At 70.5% G+C, this 11980-nt stretch carries 12 protein-coding genes; 4 read left to right on the plus strand and 8 right to left on the minus strand.

Features of this window, described 5'->3' with window-relative positions:
* The first annotated feature begins 5 nt into the window (after positions 1-5).
* Entirely contained in the window at positions 6-728 is a 723-nt protein-coding gene (locus tag OEB96_RS31785) for a histidine phosphatase family protein (RefSeq protein WP_266220574.1), read from the plus strand.
* A 39-nt stretch (positions 729-767) separates the two neighbouring features.
* Here OEB96_RS31785 and OEB96_RS31790 read toward each other — a convergent pair whose 3' ends face one another.
* The 3 genes from OEB96_RS31790 to OEB96_RS31800 all read right to left on the minus strand — a co-directional run bounded on the left by OEB96_RS31790 (position 768) and on the right by OEB96_RS31800 (position 2981).
* A complete protein-coding gene (locus OEB96_RS31790; RefSeq protein ID WP_266220575.1) occupies positions 768-1361 on the minus strand; it encodes a DUF4351 domain-containing protein in 594 nt (197 codons plus the stop codon).
* 82 nt (positions 1362-1443) lie between these two features.
* Complete coding sequence (gene gspC, locus OEB96_RS31795) at positions 1444-2454, minus strand: type II secretion system protein GspC (protein WP_266220576.1); 1011 nt, start codon at positions 2452-2454, stop codon at positions 1444-1446.
* A gap of 146 nt (positions 2455-2600) precedes the next feature.
* Entirely contained in the window at positions 2601-2981 is a 381-nt protein-coding gene (locus OEB96_RS31800) for a hypothetical protein (protein ID WP_266220577.1), read from the minus strand.
* Positions 2982-3182: 201 nt separating this feature from the next.
* Here OEB96_RS31800 and OEB96_RS31805 point away from each other — a divergent pair, with 201 nt between their 5' ends.
* The gene (locus tag OEB96_RS31805; protein WP_266220578.1) at positions 3183-3713 is read left to right on the plus strand and encodes a hypothetical protein; all 531 of its coding nucleotides are present in this window, start codon (positions 3183-3185) and stop codon (positions 3711-3713) included.
* Here the strand turns inward: OEB96_RS31805 and deoA are convergent.
* The 3 genes from deoA to deoC form a co-directional block, all read right to left on the minus strand.
* The gene (gene deoA / locus OEB96_RS31810) at positions 3710-5104 is read right to left on the minus strand and encodes a thymidine phosphorylase (protein WP_266220579.1); all 1395 of its coding nucleotides are present in this window, start codon (positions 5102-5104) and stop codon (positions 3710-3712) included. The genes OEB96_RS31805 and deoA overlap by 4 nt on opposite strands.
* Positions 5094-7487, minus strand: a complete 2394-nt coding sequence (locus tag OEB96_RS31815) for an aldehyde dehydrogenase family protein (RefSeq protein ID WP_266220580.1) — start codon at positions 7485-7487, stop codon at positions 5094-5096. Before OEB96_RS31815 ends, deoA begins: the two co-directional genes overlap by 11 nt.
* A gap of 197 nt (positions 7488-7684) precedes the next feature.
* A complete protein-coding gene (gene deoC, locus OEB96_RS31820) occupies positions 7685-8701 on the minus strand; it encodes a deoxyribose-phosphate aldolase (RefSeq protein ID WP_266220581.1) in 1017 nt (338 codons plus the stop codon).
* A gap of 221 nt (positions 8702-8922) precedes the next feature.
* Here deoC and OEB96_RS31825 point away from each other — a divergent pair, with 221 nt between their 5' ends.
* Complete coding sequence (locus OEB96_RS31825; RefSeq protein ID WP_266220582.1) at positions 8923-9990, plus strand: hypothetical protein; 1068 nt, start codon at positions 8923-8925, stop codon at positions 9988-9990.
* A 31-nt stretch (positions 9991-10021) separates the two neighbouring features.
* Here the strand turns inward: OEB96_RS31825 and OEB96_RS31830 are convergent, their stop codons facing one another.
* Entirely contained in the window at positions 10022-10357 is a 336-nt protein-coding gene (locus tag OEB96_RS31830; RefSeq protein ID WP_266220583.1) for a hypothetical protein, read from the minus strand.
* A 53-nt stretch (positions 10358-10410) separates the two neighbouring features.
* Positions 10411-11238: a purine-nucleoside phosphorylase gene (locus OEB96_RS31835; RefSeq protein ID WP_266220584.1), complete on the minus strand. Its 828-nt coding sequence runs from the start codon at positions 11236-11238 to the stop codon at positions 10411-10413.
* A gap of 77 nt (positions 11239-11315) precedes the next feature.
* Between OEB96_RS31835 and OEB96_RS31840 the strand changes: the two genes are divergently transcribed.
* Positions 11316-11963, plus strand: a complete 648-nt coding sequence (locus tag OEB96_RS31840) for a DNA-3-methyladenine glycosylase family protein (protein WP_266220585.1) — start codon at positions 11316-11318, stop codon at positions 11961-11963.
* Positions 11964-11980: the final 17 nt, after the last annotated feature.

Below are 11980 nucleotides of genomic sequence, written 5' to 3' on the forward strand. Positions count from 1 at the left end.
GACCAATGGGACACCTCGTCGTCGTTCGCCATGGCCAGGCCTCCTTGATGAAGACCGACTACGACGAGCTCTCCGAGCAGGGCAGGGCGCAGGCCACTGCGCTCGGAGAGCACCTCGCGGCCAGCGGTCAGTGCTTCGACGTGATCTATACCGGGCCTGCGCGTCGACACCACGACACCGCGGCGCTGGCGGCCGAGGCGGTGCGGGCCACCGGCCTGTCCTGGCCCGACGCACAGGAGCTGCCCGAGCTGGACGAGCACGATGCATTCGGTTTGTTTCGGGCGGCCGCTGGGCTCGAGGACGAGCCCGAGCTCGCCGCCGGCCTCCAGGCGCTCTCGCGGACTCGGACCCACGCCGAGCGTTCGCGGGCCTTCCAGATCGTGTTCGAGCAGCTCATGACACGCTGGCTCTCGGGCCAGCTCGAGCCCGAGGGGGTGGAGACCTGGCCTCGGTTCCGCGAGCGCGTGCTCTCGGCGCTGCGCCACATGGTCGAGCGCGCCGCCGGGAGCCCGGGCACGCGGGTGCTGGCGTTCAGCTCGGTGGGACCCCTGGCGGTGCTGCTCCAGCAGGCGCTGCACACCGACGACGCCGCCAGCTTCCGCACCGCGTGGCGCCTGCGCAACGCCTCGATCAACACGTTCGTATTCGATGGCAAGGGGCGCTTCACCCTCGATGGTTTCAACGCGCTCCCTCACCTGCCAACCTCCCAGGCGTGGACCTTTCGCTGAGAGGGACGCAGGGAGCGAGCTCGTCGCCTCGGCACTCGCCTAGGTGAGCACGTCGTCGACGGTCGGCTCGGTGAGCACTCGCTCGGCCCATGCGTCGAGCTGCTCGGACGTTGCAGCATCCACTCGTGTGAGCACGGCCTGCGGCAGCGGGCCAAAGCGCTTGGTCAACAGCCGCAGCAGGAGCGCCGCCTTGCCCTCGTTGCAGCCCTTGGTGCGGCCCTCGTCCCAGCCCTTGGTGCGGCCCTCGTCCCAGCCCTTGGTGCGGCCCTCGTCCCAGCCCTGGTTCCACCCCGTCTGTGTGGCCCTCTCGAGGTTGGCTCGGAGCTCGATCTCGTAGAGCCGGAGATCGTCCTCCCGCCGCTGGGCCCGACGGCGGGCCTCGGGATCCCGTGAGAGTGCTTCGAGGGTTTGCTTGGCCAGGGCCATCATCGGATCCTCTGCAGCGAGGCGCTCGAGCTCGACGGGATCGTCGTAGCGCGTGAAGAACCGCGCCCATCGCTCGACCACCGCATCATAGCCGCTCGCCTCGCTCGTCGACAGCGCCTGGCGCTGCGGCGCACCGAGCTGCAAGAGGTGGATCGACAGCTCCTCGCCGAACGGTGTGCGGCTGTCGCGCTCACCCGCTTCGAACACCACGTGGAGCTGGTTCAGCGAAGGTCAGTGGTCTCGAGGAGGTGGGCGATGCTCGTGGGCGGCTGGCTGCCTTCATGGCCGCTCACGATCGGATCGACAGTTGCCGTGTCACCCGCTGGCCGCGGCGGTCGACCGTGACCTCGATGTGCGACGCATGGCGGAGCTTGCCGTAGAGTCCGGCCACCGCGTCCATCGTCAGCGGCGTACCGCCGACCTCGGTGATCACGTCGCCGTTCTTCAACCCCAGGAGATCGGGCAGGGTGCCCTTGCGGACGCCACGCAGACGAAAGCCAGGGGCGCCGTCCTCGGTGGTGGCCGGGGCTGCACCTCCTTGACCCATCAGCAGCTTGGGCTGGGCGATGAGCTGCTCCACGAACGCGCGATCGACCGTGCAGTCGCCCTTGTCGGTGCACTGGATCGCCTCCTCGGCCCCGGGGATCGAGCGGCTGTTGGCGGGCTCCGCCTTCTTGCCCTCGTCCTTGGTGCGGGTGGTGGGGGCGGTCTTGGGCGTTGGAGGCGGCGCGTCGAAGGGGATGTACTCGAGCTGGCCAGCGTTGCGAATGTGCACCACTCCGGTGGCCACGGCCACGATCTCGACGTCGTCGCCGAGCGTGTCACCCACGCCGTAAAGACCCCCCACGCCCTGCTCCACGTCGACAACGGTGGCCAGCGAGAGCATGGGGTCATCGGCCTCCATGGTGGCGGCGACCACCAGCGGGAGTGCGCTGCGACGGGCACCAGACAGATCGTCCGAGTCGGTGCGCTCCGCTGGGTCCTCCGCGGCGGGAGGCGGAGTGGGACCGCAGGTGGGGCAAAACGGGCTATAGCCCAGGATCCGCTCGGCGGCGCGCTCGGCTCGGCGTGCGCGGTCGTCCGCGCGGGCGCTCGGGGTCGGTACGGTCGAGGCCAGCGCCGTCTCGTCCTCGTCCTCCGTCGGATCGCCGTCCGTCTCGGGGGAGGTGGACGGGGTGGGTGGAGACGAGAGCAGGTACAGACCCAGCACGGTCGTGGTGGTGTTGGCCGCCAGTGCGGTCACGACGACGAGCCCCAGCACCTTGACCAGCCAGAAGTTGTGTCGCAGCAGCCACTCCACGAGCGGAGGAGAACAGCAAGCGCCCGGCCAGGATCCATTTGCTCGTGCTGTCGACGACTTGCCAATTCGTCACCGCACCCACGACCGGTCGATGCGTCGCAGGAGGCCGAGCGCATGTGCCAGGTTGGCACGCCAAGCGGCTCGCTCTAGCTGGCGTCGGCCATGGTCGGCGCTCCCACGCTCCCGGGCTCGCCCTCGCTGGGCAGCAAGCAGCGCACGTAGCCCTCGTGGGTCCGTGTGCGGGTCACGCCGCCCTGACGCCGTGCGAGGCTGGCCTCGGAGAGCTCCTGATACTCGCCGCCTTCGCACACCCGCCGCGCGGTGGCCTTCCAGCGGGAGCGCAACACCCGGGGCGAGGTCAAGGGCCCCCCTTCCACGGCCAGGTAGCGGGTGCCGTCCTCGCCGGGTGGCGACACCATGGTGCGCTCGGACGGGATCGCGGAGGCAACGAGCGGCTTGGCCACGGCACAGCCACCGGAGCCGAGCCCGGATACGAGCAACCATGCGAGCAGGCGGACGCGGAGCATCGCGCTCGCACCGTGCCACGACCGCGCGGGGGCACCAAGAATGTGACCGGAGCCCGGGTGTGGGTCGGCTTCGCACGCTCCTGGCCGAGCGTGGGCTGGTCGATGCGAGCGATGCCGCGCGCTCGATCTCGCGTTGCCTGGCTGCGCTCGGCCATGGGAAGCTCGCCGCGAGGGGCCTGGCGACTTGGCCTACACACCGTAATGAGCACCAACGATACCACCACGCAAAACCTCTTGTTCTTGCTTGCTGCGGCTCCGCTGGGGCTGGGTTGCGTCATCGTCACCGACGATGGCGACGACACCCAGGCCGGGACCACGGGCTCCCAGACCACGGGCTCCCAGACCACGGGTGAGACCGAGAACACGGGTCCGCTGACCAGCGAGGGCACCTCCGAGGGCTCGTCCGGCGGCTCGACCGGGGCCGATGGCTCGACCGGAGTGGTCGACGGATCGTCGGGTGCCGACTCCACGGGAGGCGTGGACCCCAGCGCGTGCGTGGCCTTCGGCGATCACTCCGTGAAGTGCATGATCCCGTACGCCGACTCCACGACCGACTACTGCTACTACAACCTCGACTACCAGGGGTACACCTCGGAGGAGTGTGCCGCCGCGTTCCTCGACTACGTGGCGTGCCTCTCGGAGCTGCCGTGCGAGGACCTCATGGGCGCCATGCCGTGCCAGACCGAGCTCGACGCCCTGCTCGCGATGGGCTGCCCGACGGTGGAATTCTAGCGCTGCGTTCGCTGGCCCTCGGGCCCCCGCGTCATTGGGTCCGCGGCCACCCGGCCGTGGAGCACCGGGCGGGGAGCGGGGGCCTCGTCGCTCAGCTCGATGGCCTGCAGCAGCGCCCGAGCGCAGGCCTCGGCCTGGGCCTCGTCGCGCGCATGGACGACGCACAGCGGAGCCTCGGGTCCAAGCTCGGTCCCCAGGCTCTGCATGCGGCTCAGACCGACGCCGGGATCGATCGCGTCTTCGGTCCTTCGCCGACCGCCGCCCATCGCCAGCAGCGACAGGCCCACCGCGCGCACGTTCATCTTGGCCAGGTACCCCCGTCGGGTTGGGCACACCGGCCGTTCCACGGACCCCAGCGGCAGGTGGTGCTCGGGACGCTGCAGCAGATCGGCAGGTCCTCCCAGCGCCTTCACCATGGCCGCGAAGCGCTCGGCCGCGCTGCCGTCGTCGAGCACCTGCTGTGCCCTGGCGCGTGCGGCCTCGGCATCTTCGGCGAGCCCCGTGTGCTGGAGCAGCTCGGCAGCGAGCGCCACCGTGACCTCGTGCAGCCGCGGCTCGCGGTGCTTGCCGGTGAGGTGATCGATCGACTCGAGCACCTCGTTGGCGTGCCCGGCCGTGAGCCCCAGCACCTGGTCCATGTCGGTGAGCAGGGCCGAGCACGGCAGGCCCGCGCCGTTGGCCACCTCGACCAGGCTATGGGCGAGGTCGCGGGCGCGATCCGGCTCGGGGATGAACGCGCCGCTGCCCACCTTCACGTCGAGCACCAGGCGCTGCAGGCCCGCCGCGAGCTTCTTGCTCAGGATCGAGGCGGTGATGAGCGGGATCGACTCCACCGTCGCGGTCACGTCGCGAATGGCATAGAAGCGCTTGTCGGCGGGGGCCAGGCTGGCGGTCTGGCCGATCACCGCACACCCGACCTCCTTCAGCACCTCGCCGAAGCGCTCGTCGCTCGGCCGCACGTCGTAGCCGGGGATGCTCTCGAGCTTGTCGAGGGTGCCGCCGGTGTGGCCCAGGCCCCGCCCGGAGATCATCGGCACCACCGCGCCGCAGGCGGCCAGCATGGGGGCGAGGATCAGGCTGACCTTGTCGCCCACGCCCCCGGTGGAGTGCTTGTCGACCACGGGCCCGGGCAGGTCGTGGCTCGACCAGTCGAGTACGGTGCCCGATTCCTTCATGGCCAGGGTGAGCGCCACGCACTCGTCTCGGGTCAAGCCGCGGAAGAACACCGCCATCGCGAACGCGGCCACCTGGCCCTCGCTGAGGCGCTCGTCGTGCAGCGCCTCCACGAAGAACCGGACCTCCGCCTCGGAGAGCGCGATGCCGTCGCGGACCCGGCGGATGATCTCCTGCGGAATGAAGCCTTGCCCGCGATTCGTCCCATTACTCGCCATAGGGAACCCAGATGTTCTTGACCTGCACCGCGTGGCGCATGAATTCGCGGCCTTCGCCCTGCTGCCGGTCGAACCAGTCGCGTCGGCGCCCGTTGTTGACCCACGTGCGCTTCATGTTGCCCACCGAGAGGGTCTCGACCAGCTTGCTGCCGGGCTTGGGACCCACGTACCAGTAGGCGTCCACGCGGTCGTGGGCCGCGAGCACGCGGGTGAGGCCCTCGCGCTCGCCGGTGACGATGTTGATCACGCCCCCGGGCACGTCGGAGGTGTCGAGCACCTGGTAGAAGTCGGTGGCGCACAGCGGGTAGCGCTCGGAAGGGATCACCACCACCGTGTTGCCGGTGGCCACCGCGGGGGCCCACAGCGACACGAACGACAGCAGCGGCGCATCGTCGGGGCAGGTGATGCCCACCACGCCGATCGGCTCGTTCATGGCGATGGTCACGTTGCGCATGGGCGGGCTGTGGACCCGCCCCTCGAACTTGTCGGCCCAGGCACCATAGGAGAACAGGCGCGAGACGGTCGCCTGGACCTCGCGGTCGGCGGCGGCCCGGCTGGCTCCGGTCATCGCGACCAGGCGCCGGGCGAATTCGTCGGCGCGTGCCTCGAGGTTCTCGGCCACGTAATAGAGGATCTGGGCCCTGGTGTGGGTGGCAGCGCTGGCCCAGCCCAGGGCAGCGGCAGCGGCCTCGACCGCGTCGCGCACGTCCTTGCGGTTGCCCTCGCCCACCTCGCCCACGAGCGCCCCGTCGGGGCCGAGCACGGGGCGGCTGTAGCCGCCATCGGGTCGCTTCTGCTTGCCGCCGACGTAGAGCTTGGGGGTGCGGTCGATGGAGGGCAGGCCCTCGCCCACGGCGGCCGGGCCGGCTCGCTCGGGCGGCGGTGCGGGGTCCTCGTAGCGCGGCAGCCCGTGCACGAACGCGGGCTCGAGGTAGGCCATCATGCCCTCGATGCCGCCCTCGCGGCCGAAGCCCGACTCGCGGTAGCCCCCGAAGCCGCAGGCGGCGTCGAACATGTTGGTGCTGTTGATCCACACCACGCCGGCGCAAAGGCGCGGGGCCACGTCGAGCGCGAGGTTGATGCTCTCGCTCCACACGCTGGCGGCCAGGCCGTAGCGGGTGTTGTTGGCGATCTCCACCGCCTCGTCGGGGGTTCGGAAGGTCATCGCCACCAGCACTGGGCCGAAGACTTCTTCCTGGGCGAGGGTGGCGGCCGGCTGCACGTTGGTGAGCAGGGTGGGGGGGTAGAAGCAGCCTTCCTTCGGGCACGCCCAGCTGGGCTGGAACAGCGTGGCGCCCTCGCTCACGCCCTGCGCCACCAGGGCCTCCACGCGACGAAGCTGCACGGGCGCCACGATCGCACCGATGTCGATGCACTTGTCGAGCGGGTTGCCGATCCGCAGCGCCTCCATGCGCACCTCGAGCTTGGCGATCATCGCCTCGGCGATGTCCTCCTGTAGCAGCAGGCGCGAGCCGGCGCAGCACACCTGCCCCTGGTTGAACCAGATCGCATCCACCACCCCCTCGACGGCCGAGTCGAGGTCGGCGTCGTTGAACACGATGAACGGGGACTTGCCGCCCAGTTCGAGGGTGAGGTGCTTGCCCTGGCCCGCGGTGGCCTTGCGGATGATCCGACCCACCTCGGTCGAGCCGGTGAACGCGACCTTGTCGATGTCGTCGTGCGCGACGATGAGCGCCCCGGTGGAGCCATCACCGGTCACGAGGTTCAGCACCCCCGGGGGCAGTCCGGCCTGGGCCGCGAGCTCCGCGAACAGCAACGCGGTGAGGCTGGTGAACTCCGCCGGCTTGAGCACCACGGTATTGCCGGCGGCCAGCGCCGGCGCCACCTTCCACGCCAGCATCAAGAGCGGGAAGTTCCAGGGGATCACCTGTCCCACGACGCCCAGCGGGGCCATGCCGGGAAGCTCGGTGTCCATGAGCTGGGCCCAGCCGGCGTGGTGGTAGAAGTGGCGGGCCACCAGCGGGATGTCGATGTCGCGGGTCTCGCGGATCGGCTTGCCGTTGTCGAGGCTCTCGAGGGTGGCCAGCAGGCGGCTGTGGCGCTGCACCATGCGGGCGAGCGCGTAGAGGTGGCGCGCGCGGCCGTGCCCCCCGAGGGCGGCCCAGCCCGGCTGCGCACGGCGGGCCGCCTTCACGGCCGCGTCCACGCTGGCTTCTCCGGCCTGGGCCACGCGCCCGAGCACCTTGCCGGTGGCGGGATCGATCGAGTCGAAGTGCTTGCCCGTGTCGGGGTCTTGCCAGCGGCCGTCGATGAACAGGCCGAACTTGGCGTCGTGGCGGGCGAGCCACTGGCGGGCGGGCCCGTCGCTCTCGGGCGCGGGCCCGTAGTCCATGCTGTGGAAGATCTCGGCGACGCTGGTCATGACGTTTTGGGCGGGTGGCAGGCCGTGGAAGACAGGGATGGCGTGGAGCGCGGGAGGACGGGAGGACGGGAGGACGGGAGGACGGGAGGACGGGAGGACGGGAGGACGGGAGGACGGGAGGACGGGAGGGCGGGAGGACGGGCCCCCCCTTGGGGGGCAGCTGGTTGGTCGCTTGCCTACAGGCGGTCGCGGGGGGGCTAGGCCAGCGGATGGCGGAACTCGGCCGAGTAGCGGCCGGTGACGAAGTGCTCGAGCTGTCGCTCGAGGTCCGACACGAGGGTGGAGGCGCCAAAGCGGAACAGCTCGGGCTCGAGGTAGTCGCGGGGCAGCTCGTCCTTCATGAGCGCGAGGTAGCCCAGGGTCTGCTTGGCGGAGCGGATCCCCCCCGCGGCCTTGAAGCCCACGCGATGGCCGGTGCGCTCCAGATAGGCCCGGATCATCCGCACCATGACCAGGGTCACCGGGAGCGTGGCGTTGACCGCCTCCTTGCCGGTGGAGGTCTTGATGAAGTCGGCGCCCGCCATCATGCACACCAGGCTCGCGCGGGCGATGTTGCGCAGCAGCTGCAGGTCGCCGGTGGCCAGGATCGTCTTGAGGTGGGCGTCGCCGCAGGCCTGCCGGAACGCCTTGACCTCGTCGTACATGGCCTGCCAGTTGCCGGTGAACAGGTGGGCGCGGTTGATGACGATGTCGATCTCCTCGGCGCCTGCGGCCACGGAGGCCTCGACCTCCTTGATCCGCTCGTGCAGCGGCGACAGGCCGGCGGGGAAGCCCGCGGCCACGGCGGCCACCGGGATCCCGCTGCCCTCGAGCGCATCGAGGGCGGTGGGGATCATCTCGTGATAGACGCACACGGCGGCCACCCGCAGGTCGAGGTCGCCCACGCCCATCGCGTCGAGCAGGTCCTGACGTACGGGGCGACGGGCCTTGGCGCACAGTCGCCGCACCCGGCCGGGGGTGTCGTCGCCCGCGAGGGTGGTGAGGTCGGTGCAAGCGATCGCGCGCAGGTACCACGCGGCCTGCCATTCCTTCTTCACGCTGCGGCGGGTGGGAATGGTGGCGGCACGGCGCTCCACCGCGGAGCGGTTGATGCGGACGTCGCGGACCCAGTCGAGCTGCAGCGGCATGCCCGGGTTGCGCTCGTGGGCGTCCTGCGGCGCGGGTGGCGGTACGGCGCGCACGTGACCCTTGTCCTTCTTCTTGTCCTTGCCCATCCGCGGTGCTCCTCGGGGTGGAATCCGGCGTCCTGCGCGGACGCAGGGCGGAGGGCGATTCTGCCCGAAGATGCAGGGGGATGCGAGGCGGGGCCGGCCGGGCGCGGGAGGGGGCCAAACGATGATTGGGGGGAGATCGCCGGCCGATCCGTCGATCGCAGCGGCGGCGCGTGATCGAAGCGCCGTGCGGCGGCACTACCCGTGGCGGAAGACCGTCATCCATGCACTCGTCCTGGCTCGCTCGCTCATCCGCCGTCCTGCTCGCTTCGTCGATCTCGTTCGCCTCGGGGTGCCTGGGAGGAGGGGGCAGCGCCGACGCCGATCCGAGCGCGGGGGACGGCGGCGGCCTCGACGATGGCGACGCGAACGACGACGCCGACGAGCCCGAGGAAGGGGTGAAGGACCCCCACACGGGAGCCCACATCTCGATCGAGCCGCTCGCCGCGTGCACGCGGGGGATGACCCTCGCGGAGATCGAGGATGCGGTGTCCATCACCTTCGACTTCGAACAGAGCGCCCACGAGATGGTGGCCTGCGGGGGGCTGGTGTTCGGGATCGTGAGCGCGCTGGTGGAGGGGATCATCGAGCTGGCCGAGGATCCCTCGGCCTCGACCCTGCCCGAGGGCTACACCTACGACGGCGAGGGCACCTACTACGTCGACCCGGCCACGTTCAACGATCTGCGCATGGAGGTGCGGTTCTACCTCGATCGCGACTACTCGTTCGGATCCAGGGGCGAGCTGGTGCCGGGCAACCTGTTCCTCATGTCGTCGTTCCTGCAGGACGCCCAGACCACGATCGAGATCGACGACAGCGGGCTGTTCCCCGTGATCGACATGCGGATCCACCACGAGGGTCCAGGCCCCATGGTGGAGCTGCTGGGGCTCGGGCCCAACCCGCCGAGCCCCATCGTGGTGACCGACGACGTGTGGACGGCCGCCTACGAGACCCTCGGCGCGCTCGAGGTCGAGGCGGTGATCTTCTTCCGGGATCATCCTGGTGTGTCGACCATCGAGTACGACGTGGACTCGCCGCGCATGCTCGCCAGGTCGTTCCTCGAGGGCTCGGCGATGAGCCTGAACATGGTCGGGGCCGACGGCTGGCGGGCCGACCTCGGGCAGGACCTCGACGTGGACGTGTGGACGGTGGAGTACGCCGACGGGAGCGTGGGGGCGCTCGACGGCGACATCGACTTCACGGTGCGGGGAGGGCCGTTCGACTACGTGTCGAAGCTTCGGTACCACCACTCGGGGTGGCCGGTGATCGGGCTCGAGTGCGCGGGGCAGTAGGGAAGCGAGGCCCGAGCCTCGCCGCTTCGCGTCAGTCGCCGGCCCTGGACCGGTTCCATCGCGCATGGGCGTCGCACAGCGCCTCGAGCAGCGACTCGTCGTCGGTGCCCGTGGGGAAGCCCTGCGAGAAGCTGGCCACGTGCTCGGTGGTCCCGGTGCGGTGGAGCTGGCCGTCGTCGCCGCAAAAGAGGTGGAGGTCGTAGATGTGCTGGCCGGCGTCGTCGACCACGTCGAGCAGCTCGATCAGCGACTCGCCATCCTCACCGTCCGACTCGGCCTGCTCGAGCAAGGGTCCGAGCTGCGCGCGGAGCAGCTCGGGCATCTCGTCGAACGGGGGAGTCGGACGATGGCGGAAGTGAAGGCCCATGGGCGGAAGATGGCAGATTCCGGGCTCGAGCGGGAGCTCGCCGAGCAGCCCTCCTACCCGGCCGTCCCCTGCGCCGCCAGGAACCCCAGCACCAGTCGCGTCAGATCCTCGGCCGCCGCCTGCCCGTAGTGCAGCGTCTGCTCGTGGCTGAGCACCTCGTCCGACAGCCCCGCTGCGAGGTTGGTCAGCACCGACACCGCGGCGCACCGCAGCCCGCAGTGCCGCGCCACGATCACCTCGGGCACCGTCGACATCCCCACCGCGTTGGCCCCCAGCCGTCCGAACGCGCGCACCTCGGCGTGGCTCTCGAAGCTCGGACCCAGCGTGGCCAGGTACACCCCCTCGCGCACGGGCAGCCCGAGGTCGTCGGCCACCCGCCGCAGCGTTGCCAGGTGCTGCGCGTCGTAGGCCCCGTCCATCGCAGGGAACCGCGGCCCGAAGCTCTCGTCGTTGTGCCCCACCAATGGGTTGCCGCCCTGCATGTTGATGTGATCGTTGATGAGCATCAGCTGCCCCGGCACTGCATCGGGATCGAGCGCGCCCGCGGCGTTGGTCGCAAAGTACGTCTCGCACCCGAGCAGCCGAAGCGTGCGCACCAGCGGCACCACCGCCTGTGGCGGATGCCCTTCGTAGAGGTGCACCCGCCCCTGCAGGCACGCCACGTCTTGCCCGCCCAGCCGCCCGAGCACCAGCCGGCCGTGGTGCCCCTCGACGCTCGGCCTGGGAAACCCCGGCAGCTCGCCGAAGTCGACGACGGTGGCGTCCTCCACCCGCTCGGCCAGCGCCCCGAGCCCCGAGCCCAGTGTGATCCCCACCCGCGGGCGAAATCCCGGGACCTTCTGCGCCACCACTGCCGCTGCCTTGCGCGCTTGCTCGCTCATGCCGATCCTTGCCTTCGCCGCCGTGCGATCGGCGTCATGCGATCGCGACGCGTCCGAGACTATCGAAGGACTGCCCCATGAGCGAGGGACGACCGATCCGCCTGCCCCGAGGCACGCTGCCCCACCTACGCCGCGCCGACGCGGGCCTCGCCCGTGTGATCGACCAGGTCGGCCGCTGCCGCATGCGAGTGGGCTACGCCGAGACCCACCTGGCCTCGCTGGTCCGCGCCATCGTCTACCAGCAGCTCTCGGGCAAGGCGGCCGCCACCATCTACGGCCGCTTTCGTGCGCTCTACCCCGAGGAGTGCTTTCCCTCGGCGCAGCAGATCCGCGGCACCCACCATGCCACCTTGCGCAAGTGCGGCCTCTCCCGTCAGAAGCAGGCGGCGCTGCGCGACCTGTGCAAGCACGTGGCGGAGGGACGCCTGCCGCTGCACGACGTGCACGAGCACGACGACGAGGTCCTCATCGAGCGCCTCACCGCGGTGCGGGGAATCGGTCGCTGGTCGGCGCAGATGTTCCTCATGTTCCAGCTCGGTCGGCTCGATCAATGGCCGGTGGACGACCTGGGCGTGCGCAAGGGGGTGGCCCTGATCCTGGGCATGGATGGCGAGCTGCCGGACAAGCGCGCGATGGAGGCGTGGGGCGAGCGCTGCCGGCCCTACCGCACGGTGGCGAGCTGGTACCTGTGGCGGTCGCTGGAGATCGAGACGCCGGAGATCTGAGTCCGCGGGTCCACCAC

Origin of the sequence: Paraliomyxa miuraensis, assembly GCF_026337845.1 — a bacterium.
In the GTDB taxonomy this organism is placed as follows: domain Bacteria; phylum Myxococcota_A; class Polyangia; order Nannocystales; family Nannocystaceae; genus Paraliomyxa; species Paraliomyxa miuraensis.

What these genes read in the sequence shown, in the direction of transcription:
- OEB96_RS31785 (WP_266220574.1), top strand. Translation starts at nt 6, where the DNA reads ATGGGACACCTCGTCGTCGTTCGCCATGGCCAGGCCTCCTTGATGAAG.
- OEB96_RS31800 (WP_266220577.1), bottom strand. Translation starts at nt 2,981, where the DNA reads ATGCTCCGCGTCCGCCTGCTCGCATGGTTGCTCGTATCCGGGCTCGGC.
- OEB96_RS31805 (WP_266220578.1), top strand. Translation starts at nt 3,183, where the DNA reads ATGAGCACCAACGATACCACCACGCAAAACCTCTTGTTCTTGCTTGCT.
- deoA (WP_266220579.1), bottom strand. Translation starts at nt 5,104, where the DNA reads ATGGCGAGTAATGGGACGAATCGCGGGCAAGGCTTCATTCCGCAGGAG.
- OEB96_RS31815 (WP_266220580.1), bottom strand. Translation starts at nt 7,487, where the DNA reads ATGACCAGCGTCGCCGAGATCTTCCACAGCATGGACTACGGGCCCGCG.
- deoC (WP_266220581.1), bottom strand. Translation starts at nt 8,701, where the DNA reads ATGGGCAAGGACAAGAAGAAGGACAAGGGTCACGTGCGCGCCGTACCG.
- OEB96_RS31825 (WP_266220582.1), top strand. Translation starts at nt 8,923, where the DNA reads ATGCACTCGTCCTGGCTCGCTCGCTCATCCGCCGTCCTGCTCGCTTCG.
- OEB96_RS31830 (WP_266220583.1), bottom strand. Translation starts at nt 10,357, where the DNA reads ATGGGCCTTCACTTCCGCCATCGTCCGACTCCCCCGTTCGACGAGATG.
- OEB96_RS31835 (WP_266220584.1), bottom strand. Translation starts at nt 11,238, where the DNA reads ATGAGCGAGCAAGCGCGCAAGGCAGCGGCAGTGGTGGCGCAGAAGGTC.
- OEB96_RS31840 (WP_266220585.1), top strand. Translation starts at nt 11,316, where the DNA reads ATGAGCGAGGGACGACCGATCCGCCTGCCCCGAGGCACGCTGCCCCAC.